A 25334-nucleotide genomic window follows, 5' to 3' on the forward strand; every position below is an offset into this window, starting at 1 on the left:
CAAGTCAATGCCCGCAGGTTAAACCTGCATATTCATGATTTCCTGATAGGCAGTGACAAGTTTGTTACGCACCTGCACCATCGTCTGAAAACTCAGACTGGCTTTTTGCAGTGAAACCATCACATCCTGCAGATTGGTTTCTGCATCCCCGGACTGGAATGCCTGCTGCTGGGCCTGGGCGCTTTGCTGCATCTGGCTGACCTGGTCAATCGACTGCTTGAGCATTGAACCAAAATCGGGCTGATCCGCTGCATCGGCTGCCGGTGTCGCAGATTGCCCCGAGGCCAATGCGCTCATCGAACGCAATTCGCCCAGCAACTGATCGATACCTTGCACACTCATCTTGTTTGCCTATCCTTCTGCGCAAAATTGTAGGGGGGCTGGCAATACGCAGCAAGCAAATCCTGCGCCATGTCTCAAACTGGGGCTGTACCATCCTCTTCGCGGTACTGGGCCAGCTTGTGCCGGAGCGTACGTTCGCTCATGTTCAGGCGCTCGGCGGCCAGCTTTCTGACACCGCCAACTGCCTTCAGCGTCTCCAGAATATGGCGCTTTTCCATCTCTTTCAGGTCAGTCACGGGCTCAGCAAGCGATTCGGGGACAACAGACTGAGCGGCAACTCTTGCCGCCTGCGGCAAAAAAATCTCTTCGGCACGCACCTCATCACCGGGAGCAAGAATCAGCGCGCGCTGGATTACATTATCCAGCTCTCGGATATTACCCAGCCAATCATGATTTTCCAGCTTCTGCACGGCACTAACAGTCAGAACGGGTAGCCGCCGCTGCTGCCGTGCTGCATGCTTGGCAAGCAAGGCACGTGCCAGCGGCACGATATCCGCCTTGCGTTCACGCAGTGCTGGCAGATGCAGGGGAAACACATTAAGCCGATAGAACAGATCTTCACGGAACCGCCCAGCCGCAACTTCTTCCTGCAGATCCCGGTTCGATGTCGACAAAACCCTGATATCTAGCCGGATGCTTTTGTTTCCTCCCACCCGTTCAAGCTCGCGCTCCTGCAGAACACGCAGCAACTTGGCCTGCAGAGCAAGCGGCATCTCGGTAATTTCATCCAGCAGCAAGGTTCCACCTTGCGCCTGCTCGAACTTGCCCTGATGCTGCCCGGTGGCGCCGGTAAACGCGCCCTTCTCATGCCCGAACAGGGTCGACTCCAGCAACTGCTCCGGAATGGCCGCACAATTGATCGCCACAAACGGTTTGTCAGAACGAGGACTGTGGCCATGAATATAGCGCGCCAGAACCTCCTTCCCTGTACCCGATTCACCGGTAATCAGCACGGACGCATCCGTCGCGGCGACACGCTGAGCCATTTCCAGCAACAGGCACATCTGCGGATCAGTCGCGATCAATTCGGACTCTGCACTGGCATGCAGGATGTACTTTTCCACATCGGCCAGCAATCGGGCCGGCTCGAAGGGCTTGGGAAGGTAATGACAGGCACCGGCGTGCAAGGCTGCAACGGCCTTCTCCACAACACCGAATGCGGTCATCAGAATAAAGGGTAGCCATGGATAATGCTGCTTGACCTCTGCGAGCAGGGTCTCGCCATCCATCGGCTTCATCTGTACGTCGGAGAGAACCAAACCGACCCGTTCGCACGCCAGCAAGGCCAGCGCGCGCGTCCCATCCTCGGCAGCAAGCACCTGATAACCGCCCAGCTCAAGCGTATCGACCAGCGCTTCACGCAGGGCATCGTCATCCTCCACAACCAGGATGGGTAAATACATAAGTACACCGTTCAAATTGATTGATCATTCCGCTCCGGGAGAGCCCTGAATTGCCTTCCCCCGAGAAGCGGTTGTACCGCATTTCCAGCACTCCGCTAGATGCGCGTAGCCCGGCCACCCTTGGTATGCAGCCAGCTCAACAGGCGCGGGGCAATTTCGCGCAGCGGCAGTATTTCATCAACACCACCCGCTGCAATAGCCTCTTTGGGCATACCGAATACCACACAGCTCGACTCATCCTGGGCAAAGTTGTAGGCACCCGCCTGCTTCATTTCCAGCATGCCCTGCGCTCCATCCCTGCCCATACCGGTGAGAATCACTCCCACCGCATTGCGACCCGCCACATTCGCAGCGGAGCGGAATAATACATCAACCGAAGGGCGATGCCGGTTTACCGGTGGTGCCTGCGAAAGCTCGCACACATAATTGGCCCCTGACACCCCCAGCAACAGATGTGAATGCCCTGGAGCGATATAGGCGTGACCAGGCAACACCCGCTCGCCATGCTCGGCCTCCTTGACCGTAATCCGGCAGAGGGAATCCAGCCTTGCCGCAAAAGAGCGGGTAAACATTTCCGGCATGTGCTGGGCAATCAGAATGCCCGGGGCATCAGCCGGCATCGGCTGCAAAAATTCCTTCAATGCCTCCGTCCCACCTGTTGAAGCCCCCACAATGATCAGCTTTTCGGATTTAAGCAGCGGACGCGAATGCTTGGGCAGCACGGCATCCGCACTGTGACTGGGCGGCACCGAAATCATCGGCGTTTTCCCAACAGTTGACTGTGCAGCGGCCCGGATTTTCTCCCGGATTTCGTCAGCGTAACCATTCATTCCATTCACGATATCCATTTTTGGTTTGGCCACGATCTCGACGGCCCCGAGCTCCAGTGCCCGCAAGGCGATTTCCGTCCCCCGTTCGGTCAGCGAAGATACCATCACCACCGGCGTGGGCTTGAGCCTCATGAGACGGGACAGAAACTCTAGCCCGTCCATTTTCGGCATTTCCACATCCAGTGTAATCACATCGGGATTCAGCTCCCGAATGCGCTCACGGGCAACAAGGGGGTCCGGCGCCACCGCGACACAGGACATATCAGCAGCACCATCAATGATCTCGCGCAGCAGGCCGCGAATCAGCGCGGAATCATCGACTACCACAACACGGATGCCTGCCTTGCTCATGACGAACAACACCTCTCAACTGAACAGTTCGACATCGCCAGCCGGCTCCTGGTAACGCAAGCGGGCACTGTAATCCCTTTCGCGCTCGATAATCGTATTATTGTGCACCGAGCGCAGCTTTTTCACCAAAACCCGCCCGGTCTGGGCAAAGAAATACACTTTGCGCGGGTAAATATCGAGCAGATCCTCGGCCACGACCGGAATATTCTCGACTTCGAGAAAATGCCTGACAAATTCTGCATTCCTTGCCCCGACATCGGACACGGTAAAGCCATGCAGCACCTTGCCGCCGCCAAAAATCTTGGCTTCGATGCGGCTGCGCTGGGCACCCATTTTCAGCATCTGGTTGATCAGCATTTCCATGGCAAATGTGCCATAGCGCGTCGGCAGACCCGTGATGGCCTCCAGGCTTTCATCGGTTTCCGGCAGCATGAAATGATTCATGCCGCCAATGCGAGTCACCGGATCACGCAGACATGCCGCCACGCAAGATCCCAGAACAGTAACGATCAGCATTTCGCGGCTGGTAGTGTAATATTCGCCCGGCAAGATCTTGGCCGCTTCGATACCGAAATTGCGGTCAAAATACACCGCCGGACTGAGGACATTTTCGAACACCGAAGTCATCACGAGGCCGCCTTTTGCATAAAAGCTTCGGACGGCACGTATGCGGTACGGCCGCAGGGCCGGAAGACATCCCCCATGAAATGCAGGCTTTCGGAGTGACCGACACACAGCAAGCCATGCGGCTTGAGCAGCGCGGCAATGCGCAACAGAATGCGGCGCTGCGCGGCCTGATCGAAATAGATCATGACATTGCGACAAAAAATGGCGTCGAAGCGCCCCTCAAGAGGCCAGTGCTCATGCTGCAAATTGATCTGGCGAAAATCAACCATTTCGCGAACCTCGCTTTTCAATCTGGCAAAGCCGGCGCGCTCGCCCTTGCCGCGCAAAAAGAAAGCCCGCTTGCGCTCGGAGGACAGCTTGTCCAGACGCTCAAGCGGGTAAATTGCAGCGCTGGCAACAGCAAGAACATGGGTATCGAGATCAGAGGCAATAATTTCGACATCGAAGGTATTGCCCTGCAGCCCTTCCAGCACGGTCATTGCAAGGCTATACGGCTCTTCTCCCGTGGAAGATGCAGCGCACCAGATCCGGTAGCGGCCAGCTCCGGCATGCTGTTGCAGATGCACTCGCAGCAGGTCGAAATGATGTGCCTCACGGAAAAATTCGGTCAGATTGGTAGTTAGTGCGTTGATGAATAACTGCCATTCAGGACTGTCAGGCTGTGCCTCAAGCCTGTCCAGATAGGACTGGAAGCTGGCCTCACCCAGGCTGCGCACGCGTCGTACCAGCCGGCTGTAAACCATCTGTTCCTTGCTGGCATTCAGGCGGATGCCGGCACGCTCACGGATCAGCCTGACCACGCGAGAGAAATCCCTCGCGGTGTAGTGAAATTCGCGCCCCTCTTCCGCATTGCCGTCCTGCTCCTGCAAAGCATGCGCTGCATCCTGCCTGTTCATGGAGCCTCCGGCACGACTCGCGTCACAGATTGCGCCCGGTTTTGCCAACAGGCACGGGACAGATCAGGCCGCAACCTCTTCAACCAGCGCCATTTCCTCGCTGGTCATCAGTTTCTCGATATCCAGCAAAATGATCATGCGCTCCTCGATCGAGCCCAGGCCACGCATGAAACTCGTATCAAGTGCAGCACCAAATTCCGGCGCCGGGCGCACCTGCTCCTGCGTCAGGGTAACCACATCGGATACGCCGTCAACGACAATCCCCACCGTCCTGCCGACCAGACTGAGAATGATGACAACGGTAAACTGATCGTAAGTCACATTGCCGAGATTGAATTTGATGCGCATATCGACAATCGGGACGATATGCCCGCGCAGATTGATTACCCCCTTGATGAAGGCCGGGGCATTGGCAATCGATGTGACTGCATCATAACCACGGATTTCCTGCACCTTGAGAATATCGATTCCGTATTCCTCGGCCCCCAGCGTAAACACCAGCAATTCCTGATTAGCCCCATTCAGCATCTGTTCCATAGCAACCTCTTCCGAACTTGTGATTCAAGCAGGCTCCCGCTCCTGGACCTGCTGCGGCTTGCTCTGGGCAAGGCGTACCAGGGTAGAGACATCCAAAATGAACGCCACCCTGCCATCTCCCATGATCGTGGCCCCGGCAACCCCCGCGACCCGGCGATAATTGGTTTCCAGGTTTTTGACCACAACCTGGTGCTGCCCGAGCAGATCGTCGACAAAGAGTGCGATTTTCTGTCCGTCAGCCTCGACGATGATGATCAGTCCCTGATGGAATTCGGCAATGCGAGGCTCGACATGAAATACCTCATGCAGCGCGACAACCGGCAGGTACTCGCCACGCACATTGATCACTCTGCCCTGTCCGGTGACGGTTTTCACCATTTCGCGGACTGGCTGCAGTGACTCAACGATGAAGGACAGGGGAATGATGTAGATTTCGCTACCAACCTGGATCGACATGCCATCCAGAATCGCCAGGGTGAGCGGCAAACGGATGCTGATTGTCGAACCGACTCCCTGCATGGATTCGATTTCGATACGTCCGCCCATAGCCTGGATATTGCGCCGCACCACATCCATGCCGACACCGCGCCCGGATACATCCGTCACTTCGGCAGCGGTGGAAAAACCCGCTTCGAATATCAGCTGCCAGACTTCGCCATCCGTCATGGCATCGGATACCGGCATTCCCCGCTCGCGGGCTTTTGCCAGTATCCGTTCCCGGTGCAGGCCGGCACCATCATCGCGAACCTCGATCACAATGCTGCCGCCGCGGTGGAATGCCTTCAGGGTCAGCGTTCCGGTTTCCGCCTTGCCGGCGGCAAGACGAACCTCGGGCGCTTCGATGCCGTGATCCAGGCTGTTGCGTACCAGATGGGTCAGCGGGTCGGCCAGCTTTTCGATGAATCCCTTATCCAGTTCGGTCTGTTCACCCAGCATGCGCAGCTCGACTTTCTTGTCGAGCTTGGCCGCAAGATCATGCACCAGGCGCGGAAAACGGTTGAATACCGAAGAAATCGGCATCATGCGGATCGACATCACCGATTCCTGCAACTCGCGGGTATTGCGTTCAAGCTGCTGTACTCCGCTGATAAGGTGGCCATACAGAGCCGGATCAAGCACACCGACATTCTGCGCCAGCATGGATTGCGTGATGACGAGTTCGCCGACCAAATTCAGCAGCTGGTCAACTTTCTCGACACCGACCCGGATCGATGTTTCATGCACGGCAACACTTTTTCCCGGCACCGCCGGTCTTGTCGTGCCTCCCCCGGAAGACTCGGACACAGCAACCTCTCTGTCCGGGGCCGAAGAGCTGGCAAGCACCGGCTCATCTGCCGGTCTGCTGCTGGCATCAGGCACAACAGGCAGCGATTCGGGAGGAACAAAAAAGCCGTAACCCTGTGCCGCCGTGTCATCCGATTCCTTGTCCAGTGGCTCGAAAAAACCGTATGCAGCATTTTCTTCAGCGGAATCCTGCGCCAGCGGCTCGAAAAACCCGTACCCAGGGTCATCATCCTGCGCAGGAGACAGCCGGACTGGCTGCGCACCATCATCTTTTACTGCCATGCCCCCCACTGGCAGCGCTTCCCAGCGGATCGCTTCCGGCGCCAGGGCAAACTCGAGCTCACTCAGCAAATCCTCCAGTGGCCCGCGCAATGTCATGCGATAGCGCACACTGCCGGACCGGGCTGCTTCATCCACTTCATGAACATGACCATGCGCCTGCAGGCTATCGAGGAAATTGCGGGTATCACACTGCGGATCTGCGCCAATATGCAGCCAGCCGGTAAGCCGGCCATCTCCCGCCCTGTCCTTTGGCGGCTCTTCATGAACGGGAGGCGCAGCCGAATCGTGCACGGCAGCCAGCTGCTCAAGCCTGGCGGTCACGCCGGCAATGGCTGTATCGTCGACAACGCCAAAGCCGCGATGGGCATCAAGCATGCTGCGCAAAACATCACCAGCCTGAAGGAAGACATCGACCATCACGGCCTGCAGCGGCAATTCGTGCTTGCGCAAGCGGTCGAGCAAGTTTTCCAGAATGTGGGTGACATCGGCCAGGTCAGAAAATCCGAAGGTCGCCGCTCCGCCCTTGATCGAGTGCGCTGCACGGAATATTGCGTTCAGGGATTCATCGTCCGGGCTAGCCAGATCAAGCTGCAGCAGCAAGCTTTCCATATTGGCCAGATGCTCGGCGGCCTCATCAAAAAAAACGCCGATGAACTGGCTCATGTCTATCGTCATGGTCATCACCCCCTTCAGGGCAGACAGGTCAACCGATCACCTTGCGCGTTACTTCCAGCAGTTTCTGCGGGTCAAACGGCTTGACCAGCCAGCCGGTAGCGCCCACCGCTCGTCCCTGCTGCTTCATGCTGTCTCCTGCTTCAGTAGTCAGCATCAGAATGGGGGTCTTTTCATACTGCGGCAGCGCACGCAAATTGCGGATCAGCGTCAAACCATCCATTCCGGGCATGTTCTGATCGGTCAACACCAGATCAAAGGCCTGGCTGCGTGCCTGGGTCAGGCCAGCGTTCCCGTCAACAGCCTCGGTAACTTCATAGCCCGCGCTTTTCAGGGCAAACGCCACCATCTGGCGGATCGAGGCGGAATCATCCACGGTCAGTATTCGCTTGGCCATTGCATTCTCCTTGGTTCCGGGCGCCCGCGCCCTCCTGAAGCCGGACGAATCACGGCCCCGTCTGCGGCCTGCAGAACGCCGGATATGCCGTTTGCAGCGGCAAGGGAGTCCCGCCGCAGCTTTCCGGCAACTCTGGCTCACAGGCAGAGTGCTTTGCTCTACGGTATAGCCGATCAGATGACGCTTACCAAGCACTCTCTTTCCCAAAACCGGCAAACAACAACAAGTCAACATAAGCTTACAGAAAGCAAAACACCGCCAAATGGCGGTGTTTTGCTTTCCAACAAGCCCTGAAAGTACTGTTCAGGGTTACATCTCATCCAGCACGTCAATTCCCAGCAATGACAACCCCGCTTTCAGAGTCCGGGCAGTCAGCGCGGCAAGTTGCAGGCGACTGACCCGCACATCACCTTCGGCAGCAAGAATCGGGCAGGCTTCGTAGAAGCGCGAGAACTGCTGGGCAAGATTGAACAGATAGCCGCACAGCTGATGAGGCTGGCAGGTAGCGGCAACCGATTCGATCACTTCGTCAAACTGGGCCAGCAGCAAGGCCAACTGCTTCTCGGCCGGCTCGGCAATCATGATGGCTGCGCAGCGATCAAACTCTCCCGCCTTGCGGAAAACGCTCTGCACGCGGGTATAGGCGTATTGCAGGTACGGTGCGGTATTACCTTCGAAAGAAAGCATCGTATCCCAGTTGAAGATGTAATCGCTGGTGCGGTTTTTCGACAGGTCGGCATATTTGACCGCGCCAATCCCGACCGCTTTGGCAATACCGCGACGTGTATCTTCCGGCAACCCACTATTTTTCTCGCTTACCAGCGCATACGCCCGCTCGATTGCCTCGTCCAGCAACTCGACCAGCTTCACAGTATCACCGGAGCGGGTTTTGAAGGGCTTGCCGTCCTCGCCCATCATCGTGCCAAACGCGACATGCTCGAGCTGCATGTCGGCCGGCGCAAAACCGGCCTTGCGGCTCAGCGTGAACAATTGCTGGAAATGCAGGCTCTGCCGCGCATCGACCACATACACCACGCGCGTGAGTCCAAGCTGACGATGGCGATAGCGGATCGCGGCCAGATCAGTGGTGGCATACAGGTAGCCGCCATCCTTTTTCTGGATGATCATCGCCTGCGGCTCGCCTTCCGGATTCTTGAATTCCGGCAGGAAAACCACTTGCGCCCCCTGGTCTTCCACCAGAAGTCCTGCCGCGCGCAGGTCGCTGACGACCACCGGCAGATCGGCATTGTAGGCCGACTCGCCCCGCACGGCCGTGCGGTCAAGGCCAACCCCCAGCTTGTCGTACACGGCCTGGCAATGGTGCATCGATACATCGACAAACTGCGCCCACAGCGCCAGTACGTCCGGATCGCCGCCTTGCAGCTTGACGACATACTGGCGCGCGGTATCGGCAAAGAGCGGATCTTCGTCGAAGCGGATTTTCGACTTGCGATAGAAATTCTCCAGATCGGCCAGTTCCAGCTCAGCATCGCCGCTCTGGCGTGTTTCCACCAGATAAGCCACCAGCATGCCGAACTGGGTACCCCAGTCACCCACATGGTTGCAGCGCGTCACATCATGGCCGATGAAGGCCAGTACGCGGGCAATGGCATCACCGATGATGGTCGAACGCAGGTGGCCAACGTGCATCTCCTTGGCCAGATTCGGCGAGGAATACTCGACCATTACCTTCTGAGCCGCCGGCTTGCGGATGCCCAGTGCATCATCGGCGAGCGCGGCCTGCAAGCGCTGAGCCAGAAACTCCGGCGCAAGATGGATATTGATGAAACCGGGGCCGGCGATCTCGATTTTCTCGGCGATGCCGGCGAGATCCAGCTTATCGACAACGGTCTGCGCAAGGGCACGCGGATTGGTCTTGAGCGCCTTGGCTGCGCCCATCACGCCATTGGCCTGGAAATCGCCGAACTCCGGCTTGCCGGAGGGCTGAACGACTGCCGGCGCATCAGGCGCACCGGCTGCGGCGAGTGCGGCCTGCACGCGCGAGGAAATCAGTTGCTGAATGGTCATGCGTTCTTTGCGTCCCGGATCGGGAACGATTGGCAATAAAAACGGCATTGTACCCGCTGCCACCGCTTTCTGGAAAAGGCGCCTGGATAACAAGCGCCACCAGGTTGCCGCCCAGTCGGAGTCATTTGCCCGGAAACAGGCACAAACACCCGTATTAAATCCGATACCTGCCACCCCACCCTTCCAAGACCATTAAATCCATTATGTTTCATGGGGATACCCATCATATTGCACTGGTTTTTGTGGTTAATTCCGCACAGAACCTCGCGAAAGGCATACGAAATCGCTTGTGTACTGCCGCAGATTCGCGTAAAAAGGCTCTCGCTAGATGCTCAGGCGGTGATTTGCAGCATATCGTCGTAACCTCAGTAGTTCCTCGGATTGCCATTTCCCTTGATTGTCTGCACTCGGTAGCGCTATTGCGCACGAGACATTTTTTAATATTTATTCCAAGGGATTTACTCCATGGCTACCGGTACCGTTAAGTGGTTCAATGACTCCAAGGGCTTCGGCTTCATCACTCCGGACGAAGGCGGCGACGACCTGTTCGCTCACTTCTCCCAAATTCAGTCCAACGGTTTCAAGACCCTGGCTGAAGGCCAACGCGTCACCTTCGACGTGACTCAAGGTCAAAAGGGCAAGCAAGCCTCCAACATCAAGCCGGCCTAATCAGCGGTTTGACGTTGTGAAAAAAGCCCGGTTCGCCGGGCTTTTTTGCGTTCATTCACCCAGCAGATTCAATCCGATACTTTCCTGCCTTGACAGGCGCACCAGCATTTCCGAAGCTGATTCATCACTTCACGGAAACTCCGGCATGAGCACCCTGATCCTGCTTCTGGAAATCACCGGCGCCATCGCACTCTTCATCGCCGCAAGCCGCTGGGCTGAACACAGCAGTAACAAGGCTGCCGCAACCGAACAGGACAATCAGTCCTGCCACCCCGTCAGTACAACGCATTGCGAGGACTGTGGCTTTCGCCAGGCGGCCGATTAAGCCAGCCCCGGAAACAGTACCTCGGTAAAACCAAACTTCGTCATGTCGCGAATGCGCTGCGGGTACAGTACACCCCAAAGATGATCGCATTCATGCTGCACCACGCGAGCATGAAAGCCGCTGGCGCTACGGTCGATACGCTGGCCGAACTGATCAAAGCCACGATACCGGATCAGGGTATGGCGTGGCACGCTGCCCCGCAAGCCGGGTACAGATAGACACCCCTCCCAGCCCTCTTCCTGCTCCTGCCCGAGCAATTCGATTTCCGGATTGATCAGCACCGTCTGCGGTACCGACTCGGCATCCGGGTAACGCTCGCTTTTCTCGAAGCCGAAAATCACCACCTGCAGTGATACGCCAATCTGCGGTGCGGCAATGCCGACGCCGCCGGTGGCTGCCATGGTGTCGAACAGATCGGCCACCAGCGCATGCAGCTCTGGCGTATCGAACTCGGCGACCGGCTCGGCGCGGCGCAACAGCAGCGGCTCGCCCATTTTCAGCACCGGTCGCACTGCCATCTCAGGCTTCCGGCAGGATGCGCGCGATCAGCGCGTTGGCATATTTCGCATCGAGCGGAATCGCCGCTTCCACACCATTGCCTGCCGCCGCGTCGACCATTGCCCCACCCTTGCCACGAATGGCGTCGAGCTTGATGACGATGTTGCCACTCGGATGAATGATCTCCAGTTCGTCACCAACTTCGAAGCGGTTCTTCACATTCACCTGCGCCCAACCGTCGCGCACCTCGCCGATCTCGCCGACATACTGGCTGCGCTTGGACTTGGAATGCCCGTCGAGGTAGTTCTGGTATTCGTGCGTGTGATGGCGCTCGTAGAAGCCATCGGTATAGCCACGGTTGGCCAGGCCGTCCAGATCAGCCAGCAGCGCCGGGTTGAACGGGCGACCAGCGACGGCGTCGTCAATCGCCTGGCGGTAAGTCTGCGCGGTTCGCGCCACGTAATACAGGCTCTTGGTGCGGCCCTCGATCTTCAGCGAATCGACGCCGATCTTGACCAGACGCTCGATGTGCTCGATCGCGCGCAGATCCTTGGAATTCATGATGTAGGTGCCGTGCTCGTCTTCCATGATCGGCATCAGCTCGCCGGGGCGGTTGGCTTCTTCGATCAGATAGGTCTTGTCGGCCAGCGGATGACGCTCGGCACCGCCACAGGCGGCAAAGCTCTGGTTGGCCTCGCTCATCGCCTTGTTGAAGTCGAACTGGATCACCTGCGGCTTCACGTCGCCGGCATCGTCTTCCTGCGTGTCGATGGTCTTGTAGTCCCAGCGACAGGCGTTGGTACAGGTGCCCTGGTTCGGATCGCGGTGGTTGAAATAGCCCGACAGCAGGCAGCGGCCGGAATAGGCAATGCACAGCGCGCCATGCACGAACACTTCCAGCTCGGTATCCGGGCATTGCTGGCGGATTTCCTCGACTTCATCGAGGCTCAGCTCGCGCGACAGGATCACGCGCTCGACGCCCATCGACTTCCAGAACTTCACACCGGCGTAGTTCACGGTATTGGCCTGCACGGAAAGATGAATCACCTGCTCGGGCCACTTTTCGCGCACCATCATGATCAGCCCCGGGTCGGCCATGATCAGCGCGTCCGGCTTCATCGCGATCACCGGCTCCATGTCGGCCAGATAGGTCTTGATCTTGGCGTTGTGCGGCAGGATGTTGCTGGCGACAAACAGCTTCTTGCCACGTGCGTGGGCTTCCTCGATGCCGGTTTTCAGGTTTTCCAGCTTGAAATCGTTGTTGCGCGCACGCAGGGAATAGCGCGGCTGGCCGGCGTACACGGCATCGGCGCCGTAATCATAGGCGGCGCGCATGCGCTCAAGGTCACCAGCGGGCAACAGCAATTCGGGGGCTTTCAGGGTCATCGGGACGGCTCGCAGCAGAGGAATCGTTCAAGGGGCGCGATTGTAGCGCGATTGCCACGGCATGGAAACCGGGAAAAACGTCAAAACCCCATGAAAAACAGGGCTTTGCCCATCACAAGAACCGCCGCAACAGCCGATCTGCAAAAAGTGCCTTACAGATCATGCGCGCATTCATATACTGGTCTGCAGATTCCGCCCTTGTATCCACACCCCATGCGCCACTCCTTCCTCGCAGCAGCGATTGCCTGCCTGCTCGCCATTGGCCCACTGCCTGCGGGCCATGCGGCCTGCAGCAAGCCTTTCAACATGGCAATGGAAAACTGGCCACCCTATGTGTATACCGACGCTCGGGGCAAGCCGGCCGGGCTGGATATCGAACTGGTGCAGGCCATTTTTGCCGAAGCCGGCTGCACGCTGCGCATCGAAGCCGAAGTACCGCGCAAGCGCCGCATGCTCATGCACCAGGAGGGCGAGCTGGCACTGCTGCTGGCCGCATCCGACACGCCCGAGCGCAGGCAGCATAGCTGGTTCACCCTGCCATACCGCCACGAGAGCACCGGCCTCGCCGCGCTGCAACAGAACGCGGCGCAGCTTGCCGGGATCCATTCCTTTGCCGACCTGCAGGCGAGAAAAATCACCCTGCTCAGTCCAAGCAGCGGCTGGTACGGGCAGGACTACGCCGACCATCTGGCTACGATAAAGGCCGCCCATCTGCTGTCGCATTTCGAGGAATTACCGCAGGGTATGAAAATGCTGCAGGCCGGTCGCGGCCTGCTGATTCTCGGCGATGTGGGTTCGCTGGACTGGGAAGCACGCCGGCTCGGCATCAAACTGCAGTTTCTGCCCTACCTGCCGGTCAATGACAGCGTCCACCTGATGCTCAGCCGCAAGAATGCCACCGAGGGCGATATCAGACAGCTCAATGCCGCCATCGGCCGGCTTGAGAAAAACGGAAAGCTCGCCGCAATCCGGGCGCGCTACGGCATGCAAACAGCGTCGATACCATTAAAGGTATCGACCCCAAACCCTTCACCCTAAAGGGCCACATGCACATACATCAATAAGACGGCAAGCCGGGGGCCGAGCAAATCCGCTCAGCCCCCAATCACGCCTGACCGCCATTCCTAGCGCCGCAAGTCCAGCGGCAGCAGCGCCCCCGCCTCGTTGCGCAACTCGGCCCGCACCGCATACTCCGGCACCGGTATCCGCCAGGCGCACTGATCGGCTGTGACCTGCCCCTGCGCGTTCAGTACTGCAACGTTATCGCTGAAGGACAATGTCTCGCCGGCATAGCCCTGCCGGCGTGCGAGCAGGGGCAGCTCATCCTTGTCTGCCACCAGCCAGCGTACTTCCAGCCGGCTAGGGCATTGCGCACGCGGCATCAGCAGGTAGAGCGCGGGACGCATTCGCCAGCCCCGCGGCTCGTCGCGCAGCAGTGCAACGAACATCTCGCCGCTGGCCAGCACCTTTTCGCGCCCGACTTCCGGCAGCAGCAGCACATGGGGCTGCGGCAGGCGCGTGGCAAATTCAAAGCCGTGATCCTCGCCATAGGTGCCGTTACGCCAGCCATTGCCCGGCATGTCGCCATGAATGTCGCGCAGGAAGTAGCGGCCCTGCGTGTAATCGTCGACGATCTGCGGCAGGTAGGGAATCTGCATCGATGGCAGCAGGATGCGCCGCAGACCCAGCTGCTGGTACTGCGCCATCAGTGCTTCGCGCCGCGCGGTCTGCTGCCGGGTGGCCCAGCCCTGCTCGAGCGTGGTCAGCACATCGGCGCCGAGCACCGGCAGCAGGACGGCGAGCAGTGGAGCATGCCAATAGCCGCGCCAGCCCGCAGCCCAGAGCGGATGCGCGAGTGCCAGCGCGGCGGCAATCCACAGCACTTCGGCCGGAAAGGCCGTGCGCGCGGCAAAGTTGATGCCGGTGGAGCCGACCATTGCCAGCGCCAGCAGCGTGCCGAGCACCAGCAGCACCCAGCAGCGCTTCAGGGCATTGCCATCGCTGCCGTTTTCATTGTGCCCGCCCTCATTGCCCCCAAACTGGCCGCTGCGGATTGCTGTCAGCACCAGCAGCAGAGCCAGTACCAGGCCGATCGGCGCAATCTGCGTGACATGTTGCCAGATCAGCGCCAGCAGCTCGCCCAGCCGGTGCGCCATCGGCACATGATCGTCCTGCATGGCAAAGCGCACGGCGTTGCCGGGCGCCAGAAACAGCACCGCTGCCCCGGCCAGCAGTGCTGCGGCATTGACGGCATACCAGCGTGGCAAGCGGGCCGGCAACAGGCGCCGGGCAAGCACCAGCAGGATTGCCACCAGCAGCAGCAACACCACGCTGACATTTTCCAGCGCCATGCCCAGCCAGAATGCACCCAGCGGCCACAGCCACAGACGCGAGCGCGAATCGGCCTGCGCCCGCTTGTCAAGCAGCACGTCCAGATACGGCGACATGAACAGCAGTGCCGCAACCATCACCCACAGGTAGGCAATCGCCCCGGTTTTCCACAGCACGGCCTCGCCGAAAGACTGCGTAAAGAACCACACACCGATCCACGCCAGCAGCAGGGTCATCAGATCGGTACGCGCCGCCCCCGGCCAGCGCCCGACCGCGACGCGAAACAGCGCCGCCAGCAACAGGCAGAACACAAGCGCATTGACGACATTGAACAGCAGCAGGCTGCCGGGCCAGATAGCCAGAAAGGCAAAGGTGGTTGCCAGGATTGACGCGCGGCCGGTCCAGGTCAGGTATTCATCGCGGATGCGGCCGAACATCTGGCCCAGTTCAGCCAGCGGCACGGTGCGGTGCCAGTCGTCCCCCCAGGTGGGCGTCCAGCAGTTGAGCACCAGCAAAAGCACGAACACCAGCAGAAAAAAAGCCGCAAAGGGCCAGGCCGCGCGGCGGCCGCTCAGGCAATCAGTCATTTCCATCCTCCCGGAACCGGCCGGGCGCAGACTCTCGGTGGTCATTGGCTCCGGACGGCAAGGAGGCCATTTTCGCCGCAGCCCGGCCACCGGGACAAGCTGACCGGCTGGAAAGCAGGTCACAGCGCAGCCGCCACAGAAATACATTGCCATGTATGAAATCACAGCCCTTTTGAATAAAAGGCCACAGGATAATACCCATAAAAAAACCCGACCAAGGCCGGGTGTGCTTTACCTGCTTTTACAACACTGCAGTTCAACGCTGCACGGGCACCAGCAGCACATCGGCGGTCTCGCCGGCGCCGTGCGTCAACACCGTAGTACGGGTGGTATTGAGCATCAGCAGCTTGCCGTCCTGCGTCAGCCGCGCCTGAACAGAATAAGTCATGCGCGGGTCGATCTGCTTGCGGGCAAAGGGCAGCTCGACCGTCAGCGGAGCACCTTCGGCAAGCACCATGGTTTTTTCGCTGATCGTGACTGCCGGCGCGTCGGCGCGCGACACATCCAGCAGCTTCACCTCCAGCGTCGCACCGGGGAACAGGCGGCGCTGCAGCCAGCTGATTCTGGCCGCCACCTTGCCATCGGTCGCAACCTGCTCCTGCGGCACGCACTTGACGGGAGCAGCCTTGCCGACGGTCAGCGTGGCTTCGCCGCCATGCTCCCACCATTCGGTCTTGCCGGCAGTGTAGCGGACACCCGAGGCACTGACGGCCTGTTGCATGAACTGCTTGCTATGCCCTTCCGCGAGCCAGATGCTGCCCTCGCCGGCCATCGTCACCGTTCTCACCTGCTGGTCATCACACTGATAGCGGTACACGTCGGCTGCATGCGCGGCCACACTGCCGGCAGCAGCGAAGAGGGAGACACAGATCAGGGACAGGTTCTTCATCGGGGGGAACTCCTTGCGTAGTAATGGGCGGATTATGCCTGCACAGGGCTGAAGCGTCTGTGAACGGCCCGGCAAAGCCGGGGTAAAGAAATCACAAAACGACCTGCCCGGCACACGATTGCGGGCACCCGCACCAGCGCTTACACTCGATCACCTTCACGACAGGCTCCTGCCATGACAAGTGCATTTCATACCGCCCTTGCCGGCCTTTTCCTTGCCATCAGTGCCAGCGCAAGCCACGCCGCCAGTTGCCGCGATGTGGCGGCACAGCTCAGTCGGGATTACCGGCTGGACGCCACTGAACTCGCCGAAACACTGGCTTCACTGGCTGCCAGTGGCAAACTGCCGGATCGCTATGTCAGCAAGCGCGAAGCGCAGGCCGCTGGCTGGCGGCCGGGGCAATCGCTGTGGCAGGTCCTGCCGGGGAAAAGCATCGGCGGCGATGCGTTCGGCAATCGTGAAGGCCGCCTGCCGGCCGGGCGCTACCGCGAGGCCGATCTGGACTACCGCGGCGGCAAGCGCAACGCCAAACGCCTGGTGTTCACTCCGGCCCGCAACTACATCACCATTGACCACTACGAGACTTTCCATGAGGTGCCGCCATGCCGCTGACCCGCATCGTCTGGACCGACATCCGCCGCGTGGGCGATGCCTGCCGCCAGCTATCCGCCCAGATTGCCACACCGGATTACTTCGCCGCCAATCTGGACGCGCTCTTCGACGTACTCGGCACGGATCTGCCCGGCCCGCTGCAGATCGACTGGCAGACCTACACAAGCGATCAGCTCAGCGAGCCCGACTGCTGCGAGCAGCTCAGGTTGCTGCTGCACGATGTGCAGCTTGAGCGCGAGGATTTCCGCTACCGGCTGGGCTGAACCGCCCGTGAAAGCCCGCCCGCAATGAAGAAAAGCCCGGCTGAGCCGGGCTTTTGTCATGCATGTACCAGACGATCAAGTCGCTACTGGATAATCCGTATAACCGGCTGCACCCGGTGTGTAGAAGGTATTGGCATCCGGCTCGGCCAGCGGCAGATCGCCTTTCATACGCGCCACCAGATCGGGGTTGCTGATGAAGGGGCGCCCAAAAGCCACCAGATCGGCACGCCCCTCCTGCAGCGCGGCTTCGGCGCTGGCAGCGGCAAAGCCGCCCGAGGCGATGAATGCGCCAGAGAATGCCGAACGCAGCGCGGCCTTGAAGCTGGCCGGCACTTCCGGCGCGCCCATGGCAGAGTGGTCAACCAGATGCAGATACACGAGGCCGATTTCTGCGAGTTCACGCGCCAGCGCGATGTACTGTTCTTCCACACCTTCGAACGCGCCGGTGCTGTTGAAAACGCCGTAGGGCGACACGCGGATGCCGACACGATCAGCGCCGATGGCAGCAACGCAGGCACGGGCGACTTCGAGCACCAGCCGGTTGCGTGCCGCCGCCGAGCCACCGTAACCATCCGTGCGAGTGTTCACATTGGCATTCAGGAACTGCTCGAGCAGATAGCCGTTGGCCGCGTGCAGCTCGATGCCGTCAAAGCCGGCCTCGATGGCCAATTGCGCGGCCTTGACGTATTCGGCCACCAGCGCCGGAATTTCATCTTCGGTCAATGCGTGCGGGACAGCGTGCGGCTGCATGCCGGCGGTATCGGTATACATTTCGCCGGGGCACACTTCGGCCACCGGGCCGACCACACGGGCACCGGCCGGCAAATTGGCCGCCGCGCTGACGCGGCCGCAGTGCATGAGCTGGATGAAAATCTTCGCGCCACCGGCATGCGCGGCAGTGGTTACCTGCCGCCAGCCATCGCGCTGGGCCGCATTGAACAGACCCGGAATCCGCGCGTAGCCCAGGCCATCGGGGGAAGGCGATGTGCCCTCGGTGATCAACAGGCCGGCACCGGCGCGCTGGCCGTAATACTCGGCCATCAGCGCATTGGGCGTGTTGGCCTCGACGGCCCGGCAGCGGGTCAGCGGTGCCATCACCACACGGTTCTGCAGGTGCAGGCGGCCATTATCAAACGGTTCGAACAGCATGGGCATCATCCTCGGGGTTGGTCAGGCTGTATCTGGTGCCGCTGTCGCCCAATGCAAGTGCCGCTTGCCGCCGTGGCTGCAAATGAAGGGCCGCCAGACCAATACTCACAGACCCTTATGCCGCAAGCCCTTTCACATGAATGGCTAACCGGCCATACCCCAAATCACGACCTGATTATGTCTCTGCTTCAGAAGCGTCATTCCCGCGAAAGCGGGAATCCAGATAGCGGCGTGAAGCCAGGCTTTGCTCTGGATGCCCGCCTGCGCGGGCATGACGAAAAGGCTTCTGAAAGAGAGGCATAATCAGAATTCACGATACCGTTCTGATCTTTCCGGCCACGCGGATCGCCAGCAGCCCGGCCAGACAGCTGGCAAGGCCAATCCAGCCGTAATGGTGCCAGGCGCCATGGGCATCCTGCGTGAGCACCAGCCCGGCCAGCAGCGAGGCAATGCCGGAAGCAAAGTTCTGCACGGCGGAATTGAAGGCCATCAGGCGCCCGCGCATGGCCGGCAGCGTGGCGGCAGTAATCTGCGTTGTAGCCGGAATGAAGCGCCCGCTGACAAACACAAAGAACAGTACCGAGATCGCCAGCTGGCCGACCAGCCCCACCTGCAGCGTCTGCGTGACCAGCACGATGGGAACAAAGCTGCAAACGATCAGCCAGCCCACCACGCGGCGCGGGGTATAGCGGTCAGTGAGCCGGCCGATCAAGGGGCGGCTGAAGATGGTCGCCGCACCGCCGGCCAGATAGATGTACATCAGTTGCTCGGGGGCGAGGCCCACATTGGCCACCATCGTCGGCGCGATGAAGGGGATGACCGAGAAGCCGGAGACCATCAGCAGCGCCGTCAGCCCCACCGCCCACCAGTGATTGCGCTCCGTGAGCAATTCGCGGTAATTCTGCAGCCAGCCGGCCTGCGCGTGCGCCATGGCCAGGTGAGCGCGCACCGGTGGCACGGCTCGGGTCATCACCAGCCACAATACCGCACAGGCAGCAGCCAGCACATGAAACGGCAGACGCCAGCCATGGTGCGCGGCCAGCCACAGGCCAAGCGGCACGCCAGCCACCGCCGACAGCGAAAAACCCAGCATCACCCAGCTCATCGCCCGGCCGCGACGCTCCAGCGGAATCACATCACCGACAATCGCCAGCGAGATCGAACCGAGCACGCCGCCGAACACGCCGGCAACGACTCGCGCAGCCAGCAGGCTGGCAAAGCTGCCGGCCAGCGCGCACAGCAGCGTCGCAATGGTCAGACCCGCGTAACAGAACAGCAGCGCATGGCGGCGATCGAAGCGGTCGGCCTGTGAGGAAGCCAGCAAGGCCGACACGCCAGCCGCCAGCGAATAGGACGACACCAGCAGGCCGAACTGGCTGGCGCTGATGCGCAGATCGGCCATCAGGTAACTTGCTAGTGGCATCATGATCATGAAATCGACGATGGTGGTGAACATCACCAGCATCAGGGCAAGCAACAGCAGCATTTCGCGGCGTTCGGTCATGGGGATGTGCACCGGCAGGATCAAACCGCAAGTTTACGCGCTTGCCCCATAGGCGAGAACCGTTCTCAATGTCCTGATTTGTACAGACTCGACACATAAGAACATAGGTATAGCCGTATAGCCATTATGCTGAAAGGGCTACACAGCCATACCTGCAGATCAAACCAGCAAGCACGCGACAGGCTATAAAGGAGTCATCCACCCGCCGGCACCATTTCGGTCCGGTCGACCACACAGCGAGGTGCAGCATGCAGATCGGCGTCCCGAAGGAAATCAAGATTCACGAATACCGCGTCGGCATGGTGCCGGCGAGCGTGCGCGAGCTGACCTCGCGCGGCCACCGCGTGCTGGTGGAAACGGGTGCAGGTGCCGGCATCGGTTTTGGTGACGACGTCTATCGCGCGGCCGGCGCGGAGATTGCCGCGAGCGCCGCCGAGGTATTTGCCGCTGCCGAGCTGATCGTGAAAGTCAAGGAGCCGCAGGCCAGCGAGCGCGCCCAGTTGCGACCGGGGCAACTGCTGTTCACCTACCTCCACCTTGCCCCTGATCGCCCGCAGACGGAGGAGCTGCTCGCCAGCGGCGCAATTGCCATCGCCTATGAAACGGTGACGGATCGCGCCGGCACACTGCCGCTGCTCGCACCAATGTCCGAGGTCGCCGGGCGCATGGCCATCCAGGCTGGCGCGCGCGCACTGGAAAAATCGCAGGGCGGCGCCGGCATCCTGCTCGGCGGTGTGCCCGGCGTGGCACCGGCCAGGGTGGTGATTCTCGGCGGCGGCGTGGTGGGAGCCAGCGCCGCACGCATGGCGCTGGGGCTGCGCGCCGACGTGACGGTACTCGACCGCAATATCGACACGCTGCGCCGGCTTGACTGCGAATTCGGCGGTGCGGTGAAACTGATCTACGCCACCGTGGAAGCCACCGAACAGCAGCTATTCGACGCCGACCTCATCGTTGGCGCCGTGCTGCTGCCAGGCGCCGCCGCGCCGAAACTGATCCGCCGCGGCCATCTCGCCAGAATGCGGCCCGGATCGGTGATTGTCGATGTCGCCATCGACCAGGGCGGCTGCGCGGAAACCTCGCGGCCGACCACACATGAGAACCCGGTCTTCGTGGTCGACGGCATCGTGCATTACTGCGTCGCCAACATGCCCGGCGCCGTGGCGCGCACATCCACCTTCGCGCTCAACAACGCCACGCTACCCTATATCGTGAAACTTGCCGATCAGGGCTGGCGCGCCGCACTGCGGGCCGATGCGGGTTTTCTGGCCGGATTGAACGTGGCGGCAGGCAAGCTCACCTGCAAGGCCGTGGCCGAGGCGCATGGCCTGCCATACCACGAGGCAGCAGCAGCAGTTTGAGCCATTTGCTCCTGCAGGCCGGGCTTGCGCCTATGGCAAGGCCGCCCGGCTGGGCACTTGCAGGCGCTGCAGCTGCTCCAGACGGTCACGGCTGCGTTGCTGCAGCAGCGCATGCAATGCCTGGATGTGCGGCAGTATCTGCCGCCGTCCGGGACAGACCAGATTCAGCGGAGCTGGTTCGCCCTGATACTGCGGCAATAGCGCGACCAGACGGCCCGCCAGCAGGTCCTCGCTGATATCCAGCGCTGACTTGTAGGCAATCCCCTGCCCGGCCACTGCCCAGCGCCGCACCACATCGCCATCAGATGAGACGCGGATCGGCGGCACTTCGATCACCTGCTCGCGCCCTGCACCAAGCAACCGCCAGCGGTTGTAGACAAAACCGTCGAGCATGAAACACAGGCAGCGATGATGGGCGAACTCGTCCAGCGTTGCCGGCATGCCGTGTCGATGCAGATAGGACGGTGCGGCACACAGGATGCGGCGGTTTTCCGGCGCGACCGGCAAGGCCACCAGCGCGGAATCGTCGGGAATACCGTAGCGCAGCGCCAGATCGACACGCTGCCGGTACACATCCGCCAGCTGGTCGCTCAGATCCAGCCGCAGCTCCAGCTGGGGATAAGCCATCAGAAATTCATCCAGCCAGGGCAGTACCAGATTGCGCCCCAGATCGGAGGGCAGTGACAACTGCAGTACGCCACGCGGCGCCTGGCTGCCCTGCTGGATGGCATCCCAGCCGGCCGCCAGCTCCTGCAGCGCCTGCCGTGCATGCTGCAGATAGGCCTCGCCAGCCTGCGTGAGGCGCAGGCTGCGCGTGGAGCGCACAAACAGCATCACCCCGAGATCGGCTTCCAGCCGCTTGAGCATGGCACTGGCCACCGCCGGCGACAGATCCAATAGCCGCGCCGCCATCGACAGACTGCCTGCTTCGGCGGCACGCACAAAGAGTTCCAGTTCGCGAAAACCTTTCATGGCCAACTTTCAATAAGTTATTGAAAGTAATTATACATCCAGCCGATTGATTGAAAATCATGAACGACAGATCATGCCTCATCCCTGCTGACCCGAGGCTCACCATGACCAACCCGCTGTTCACCCCTGCCCACCTTGGGCATCTGACCCTGCCCAACCGCATCGTGATGGCACCCATGACGCGCTGCCGGACCGAGCAGCCTGGTGACATACCTGCTGAACTGATGACGCGATGCGACGCCCGGCACGACACAGGCCAGTCCTGACCCGACAACACTCTTCGGCGGCAATGCCGCCGGCTATACCGATTACCCCGCCCACACTGCCTGAATCCACGGGAGCCCCCGCATGAAAGCCGTTGCCTACCAGAAACCTGCCGCCATTACCGACGAACTCGCCCTGCAGGACATCACCCTGCCCGACCCGCACCCCCAGGGCCGCGATCTGCTGGTCGAAGTCCGCGCCGTTTCCGTCAATCCGGTTGATACCAAAGTCCGAGCCAGCCGCGCAGCGGCCGGCGATGACTGGGTCGTACTGGGCTGGGATGCCGCCGGCGTCGTGCGCGCAGTCGGCCCCGATGTCACGCTGTTCAAGCCCGGAGACCGCGTCTGGTATGCCGGTGACCTGCGCCGCGCCGGCAGCAATGCCGAGCTGCAACTGGTAGACGAACGCATCGTCGGACACATGCCGCAGACGCTGGATTTCGCGGCAGCCGCTTCGTTGCCGCTGACCGGCATCACCGCCTGGGAGCTGCTGTTCGACCGCCTGCATTTGCCAGCCGACCGGCGCAGCAGCAAGGATCGCCTGCTGATCATCGGCGCCGCCGGCGGTGTGGGATCGGTACTGGTGCAGCTGGCCCGCCAGCTCACCGGGCTGACGATCATCGGCACGGCATCACGGCCGGAAACCCGTGACTGGGTCAGCCAGAATGGCGCACATTACGTCATCGACCACACCCTGCCACTGCTGCCGCAACTGCAGGCGCTTGGCTACGCGGACGTCAGTCATGTCATCAGCCTCACCCACACCGAGCAGCATTTTGCGACCATCTGCGAACTGATTGCCCCGCAGGGAAAACTGGCGCTGATCGATGATCCGGCCGAGGTGATCGACATCCGAAAGCTGAAGGCCAAGAGCGTCTCGCTGCACTGGGAGCTGATGTTCACCCGTTCGCTTTTTTCCACTGAAGACATGCTCTGCCAGCATGAGCTGCTGGATGAACTGGCCAGGCTGGTCGACGCCGGCGCCGTGCGGGCCACTCAGGCCGAACACTTCGGACGCATTAATGCCACCAACCTGCGTCGTGCCCATGCGCTGCTCGAAAGCGGCAAGGCGCGCGGCAAGATCGTACTGGAAGGCTTTGAGTCCTAAGCACCGTGGCAACAATGCCGTGCTGACCAAGCCGGTTTTGTTGCCGGCCTCACCCGGCCGATTGCAGCGCCTGAATGACTTGCCCCACGACCAGTTCGTCCCGGCGGGCGGCGGTATAGCATAGTCCGATGCGGTGGCGCGGCACGGCGCCCTGCAAATCCAGGGTACGTATCCCGGGCAGTACCGCCAGGCTTTGCGGCAGCAGCGCCCGGCCCAGCCCGGCCGCCACCAGCCAGCCCAGCTGGCTGAGCGTCGCGGCCTGATGGCTGCTCTGCAGCAAGGCCGTGTCGGTGCCCAGCAGTGCCAGCAGGCGCTGGTGTGCGGGATGGGCTGGACAGGTCAGCCATTCGCCCATGTCGAGCGTGGCGACATCAATGCCATCGCCGCTGAGCGCATCGGATTCCGGCACCGCCAGCACATAGGGTTCATCCACCAGCGGCAGGAACAGCTCGTCCTCGCAGCGGCTGGCCTCGCTTGCCAGCCGCAGCATGCCCGAGCAGCCATCCAGCAGCAGCAACTGCAAGGCCGGCACGGCGCCGACCAGCCGGCGACACACAGCGGCAAGCTGCGCCCCGGCGATATCCCCCTGGTCGACCCCCAGCGCCAGCGGCAGACAATGGTGCTGCTGGCGGAATTGCCCGGCCAGCGCACTCATCTGCTGCAGCAGACGCTGCGCCTGCGGGTACAGCAGACGGGCAGCCTCGGTGACCGCCATGCCCCGCGCTTCGCGGACAAACAAGGTGGTGGCCAGCTCGTCTTCCAGCTGGCGGATGGTGACCGAGAGCGCCGGCTGGGTTATGAACAGACGCGCGGCGGCCCGCGTGATGCTGCGTTCTTCAAACACGGCAATAAAGGCCTTGAGCTGGCGCACATCCATAAATTTTATTTATTCCACCAACAAGAAAACGGCATTTCTCAGACAGATCGACGCCAACTAGACTAGCCAGCATCAAAACCAATTATGAATCATCTGCAAGGAGCATGCTCATGTCCAAGGGTCTGATTGTCATTACCGGTGCCAGCTCGGGAATCGGCGCCGCCACCGCCCGACTCCTGTCCAGCCATGGCCACCCGCTGCTGCTGCTGGCACGCCGCATCGAGCGTCTGCAGGCACTGGCGCTGCCCGCCACCCTGTGCCGTGCAGTCGACGTCACCGATGCCGGCGCACTTGCTGCCGCCATCAGCGAGGCCGAAGCCCAGTTCGGCCCGGTGGATGCCATCGTCAACAATGCCGGCGTAATGCTGCTGGGTGAAATGAGCAAGCAGGATCCTGCCGAGTGGCAGCGCATGCTGGATGTGAACATCACCGGCGTACTCAACGGCATCCACGCGGTGCTGGCCGGCATGGTCGCACGCCGCCACGGCACCATCATCAATATCAGCTCGATTGCCGGACGCAAAACCTTCCCGAATCACGTGGCCTACTGTGGCACCAAATTCGCCGTTCATGCGATCAGCGAGAATTTGCGCGAGGAAGTCTCGGCCAGCAATGTCCGCGTGATCACCATCGCACCGGGCGCAGTCGAAACCGAGCTGCTGGGACACACCTCGGATGCGGCGATCAAGTCCGGTTACGAGGACTGGAAACAGGAGATGGGCGGCGTGCTCGCGGCCGACGATGTGGCCAGAGCCATCCATTACGCCTATAGCGCCCCGCAGAATGTGTGCATCCGCGAGATCGTGCTGGCAGCGACACGCCAGCCAGCCTGATCGGCAGGTATATGGACAGAGCCATTACCTTAAAATGGCTATAGCCATATACCCAACG

General features: G+C 60.8%; 27 protein-coding genes. 10 read left to right on the plus strand and 17 right to left on the minus strand.

Going from position 1 to position 25334, the window contains the following annotated elements; all coding sequences use genetic code 11:
* Window positions 1-18: 18 nt before the first annotated feature.
* The 9 genes from fliE to argS form a co-directional block, all read right to left on the minus strand.
* Window positions 19-342, minus strand: coding sequence for a flagellar hook-basal body complex protein FliE (gene fliE, locus H559_RS0105660; RefSeq protein ID WP_028451900.1), 324 nt, complete (start codon window positions 340-342; stop codon window positions 19-21).
* Between the two features lie 74 nt (window positions 343-416).
* On the minus strand, window positions 417-1745 hold the full coding sequence (locus H559_RS0105665; RefSeq protein WP_028451901.1) for a sigma-54-dependent transcriptional regulator: 1329 nt from the start codon (window positions 1743-1745) through the stop codon (window positions 417-419).
* A 95-nt stretch (window positions 1746-1840) separates the two neighbouring features.
* The gene (locus H559_RS0105670; RefSeq protein ID WP_028451902.1) at window positions 1841-2926 is read right to left on the minus strand and encodes a protein-glutamate methylesterase/protein-glutamine glutaminase; all 1086 of its coding nucleotides are present in this window, start codon (window positions 2924-2926) and stop codon (window positions 1841-1843) included.
* Between the two features lie 15 nt (window positions 2927-2941).
* Window positions 2942-3553: a chemoreceptor glutamine deamidase CheD gene (gene cheD / locus H559_RS0105675; protein WP_028451903.1), complete on the minus strand. Its 612-nt coding sequence runs from the start codon at window positions 3551-3553 to the stop codon at window positions 2942-2944.
* Window positions 3553-4449: a CheR family methyltransferase gene (locus H559_RS0105680; RefSeq protein ID WP_051278973.1), complete on the minus strand. Its 897-nt coding sequence runs from the start codon at window positions 4447-4449 to the stop codon at window positions 3553-3555. Before H559_RS0105680 ends, cheD begins: the two co-directional genes overlap by 1 nt.
* A gap of 63 nt (window positions 4450-4512) precedes the next feature.
* Window positions 4513-4986 carry a chemotaxis protein CheW gene (locus H559_RS0105685; RefSeq protein ID WP_028451905.1) on the minus strand — a complete coding sequence of 158 codons (474 nt, stop codon included), beginning with the start codon at window positions 4984-4986 and terminating at the stop codon, window positions 4513-4515.
* A gap of 24 nt (window positions 4987-5010) precedes the next feature.
* Window positions 5011-7233, minus strand: coding sequence for a chemotaxis protein CheW (locus tag H559_RS0105690; protein WP_245579337.1), 2223 nt, complete (start codon window positions 7231-7233; stop codon window positions 5011-5013).
* Window positions 7234-7255: 22 nt separating this feature from the next.
* Window positions 7256-7621, minus strand: a complete 366-nt coding sequence (locus tag H559_RS0105695; protein ID WP_028451907.1) for a response regulator — start codon at window positions 7619-7621, stop codon at window positions 7256-7258.
* Window positions 7622-7930: 309 nt separating this feature from the next.
* Window positions 7931-9649: an arginine--tRNA ligase gene (argS, locus tag H559_RS0105700; RefSeq protein WP_028451908.1), complete on the minus strand. Its 1719-nt coding sequence runs from the start codon at window positions 9647-9649 to the stop codon at window positions 7931-7933.
* A 465-nt stretch (window positions 9650-10114) separates the two neighbouring features.
* Here argS and cspE point away from each other — a divergent pair, with 465 nt between their 5' ends.
* Together cspE and H559_RS0105710 are read left to right on the plus strand one after the other, a co-directional pair.
* Window positions 10115-10318 (plus strand): transcription antiterminator/RNA stability regulator CspE, encoded by a 204-nt coding sequence (gene cspE / locus H559_RS0105705; RefSeq protein WP_028451909.1) that lies wholly within the window; start codon window positions 10115-10117, stop codon window positions 10316-10318.
* Between the two features lie 145 nt (window positions 10319-10463).
* Entirely contained in the window at window positions 10464-10643 is a 180-nt protein-coding gene (locus H559_RS0105710) for a hypothetical protein (RefSeq protein ID WP_028451910.1), read from the plus strand.
* Here H559_RS0105710 and def read toward each other — a convergent pair.
* Window positions 10640-11161, minus strand: a complete 522-nt coding sequence (gene def / locus H559_RS0105715; RefSeq protein ID WP_028451911.1) for a peptide deformylase — start codon at window positions 11159-11161, stop codon at window positions 10640-10642. The two genes, H559_RS0105710 and def, sit on opposite strands and share 4 nt — an antisense overlap.
* A 1-nt stretch (window position 11162) precedes the next feature.
* Window positions 11163-12521: a prephenate-dependent tRNA uridine(34) hydroxylase TrhP gene (gene trhP / locus H559_RS0105720; RefSeq protein WP_028451912.1), complete on the minus strand. Its 1359-nt coding sequence runs from the start codon at window positions 12519-12521 to the stop codon at window positions 11163-11165.
* A 219-nt stretch (window positions 12522-12740) separates the two neighbouring features.
* On the opposite strand from trhP, the gene H559_RS19120 reads away from it, so the two are divergent.
* Window positions 12741-13565: a substrate-binding periplasmic protein gene (locus H559_RS19120; protein WP_051278974.1), complete on the plus strand. Its 825-nt coding sequence runs from the start codon at window positions 12741-12743 to the stop codon at window positions 13563-13565.
* An 86-nt stretch (window positions 13566-13651) separates the two neighbouring features.
* Here the strand turns inward: H559_RS19120 and H559_RS0105730 are convergent, their stop codons facing one another.
* Both H559_RS0105730 and H559_RS21505 read right to left on the minus strand, forming a co-directional pair.
* Complete coding sequence (locus H559_RS0105730) at window positions 13652-15445, minus strand: DUF6056 family protein (protein WP_028451913.1); 1794 nt, start codon at window positions 15443-15445, stop codon at window positions 13652-13654.
* Window positions 15446-15701: 256 nt separating this feature from the next.
* Window positions 15702-16334, minus strand: a complete 633-nt coding sequence (locus H559_RS21505) for a YbaY family lipoprotein (RefSeq protein ID WP_051278975.1) — start codon at window positions 16332-16334, stop codon at window positions 15702-15704.
* Window positions 16335-16508: 174 nt separating this feature from the next.
* Here H559_RS21505 and H559_RS0105740 point away from each other — a divergent pair, with 174 nt between their 5' ends.
* Entirely contained in the window at window positions 16509-16946 is a 438-nt protein-coding gene (locus H559_RS0105740) for a ribonuclease domain-containing protein (RefSeq protein ID WP_028451914.1), read from the plus strand.
* The gene (locus tag H559_RS0105745; RefSeq protein WP_028451915.1) at window positions 16937-17209 is read left to right on the plus strand and encodes a barstar family protein; all 273 of its coding nucleotides are present in this window, start codon (window positions 16937-16939) and stop codon (window positions 17207-17209) included. The genes H559_RS0105740 and H559_RS0105745 overlap by 10 nt, the downstream gene beginning before the upstream one ends.
* A 75-nt stretch (window positions 17210-17284) precedes the next feature.
* Here the strand turns inward: H559_RS0105745 and H559_RS0105750 are convergent, their stop codons facing one another.
* Complete coding sequence (locus H559_RS0105750) at window positions 17285-18358, minus strand: alkene reductase (protein ID WP_028451916.1); 1074 nt, start codon at window positions 18356-18358, stop codon at window positions 17285-17287.
* Between the two features lie 51 nt (window positions 18359-18409).
* Between H559_RS0105750 and H559_RS22585 the strand changes: the two genes are divergently transcribed.
* The gene (locus H559_RS22585; protein ID WP_155845311.1) at window positions 18410-18661 is read left to right on the plus strand and encodes a hypothetical protein; all 252 of its coding nucleotides are present in this window, start codon (window positions 18410-18412) and stop codon (window positions 18659-18661) included.
* A gap of 7 nt (window positions 18662-18668) precedes the next feature.
* On the opposite strand, the gene H559_RS0105760 is transcribed toward H559_RS22585, so the two are convergent.
* On the minus strand, window positions 18669-19862 hold the full coding sequence (locus H559_RS0105760) for an MFS transporter (protein ID WP_034639955.1): 1194 nt from the start codon (window positions 19860-19862) through the stop codon (window positions 18669-18671).
* A gap of 248 nt (window positions 19863-20110) precedes the next feature.
* On the opposite strand from H559_RS0105760, the gene ald reads away from it, so the two are divergent.
* Window positions 20111-21223: an alanine dehydrogenase gene (ald, locus tag H559_RS0105765; RefSeq protein WP_028451918.1), complete on the plus strand. Its 1113-nt coding sequence runs from the start codon at window positions 20111-20113 to the stop codon at window positions 21221-21223.
* A 30-nt stretch (window positions 21224-21253) separates the two neighbouring features.
* Here ald and H559_RS19130 read toward each other — a convergent pair whose 3' ends face one another.
* On the minus strand, window positions 21254-22195 hold the full coding sequence (locus H559_RS19130) for a LysR family transcriptional regulator (RefSeq protein WP_051278976.1): 942 nt from the start codon (window positions 22193-22195) through the stop codon (window positions 21254-21256).
* A 59-nt stretch (window positions 22196-22254) separates the two neighbouring features.
* On the opposite strand from H559_RS19130, the gene H559_RS0105775 reads away from it, so the two are divergent.
* Together H559_RS0105775 and H559_RS0105780 are read left to right on the plus strand one after the other, a co-directional pair.
* Window positions 22255-22461, plus strand: coding sequence for an oxidoreductase (locus H559_RS0105775; protein ID WP_028451919.1), 207 nt, complete (start codon window positions 22255-22257; stop codon window positions 22459-22461).
* Between the two features lie 82 nt (window positions 22462-22543).
* Entirely contained in the window at window positions 22544-23566 is a 1023-nt protein-coding gene (locus tag H559_RS0105780) for a zinc-binding alcohol dehydrogenase family protein (RefSeq protein ID WP_028451920.1), read from the plus strand.
* A 49-nt stretch (window positions 23567-23615) separates the two neighbouring features.
* Here H559_RS0105780 and H559_RS0105785 read toward each other — a convergent pair whose 3' ends face one another.
* On the minus strand, window positions 23616-24443 hold the full coding sequence (locus H559_RS0105785) for a LysR family transcriptional regulator (RefSeq protein WP_028451921.1): 828 nt from the start codon (window positions 24441-24443) through the stop codon (window positions 23616-23618).
* Window positions 24444-24553: 110 nt separating this feature from the next.
* On the opposite strand from H559_RS0105785, the gene H559_RS0105790 reads away from it, so the two are divergent.
* A complete protein-coding gene (locus H559_RS0105790; RefSeq protein ID WP_028451922.1) occupies window positions 24554-25276 on the plus strand; it encodes an SDR family oxidoreductase in 723 nt (240 codons plus the stop codon).
* Window positions 25277-25334 lie beyond the last annotated feature (58 nt).

This window comes from Chitinilyticum aquatile DSM 21506, from assembly GCF_000430805.1.
In the GTDB taxonomy this organism is placed as follows: domain Bacteria; phylum Pseudomonadota; class Gammaproteobacteria; order Burkholderiales; family Chitinibacteraceae; genus Chitinilyticum; species Chitinilyticum aquatile.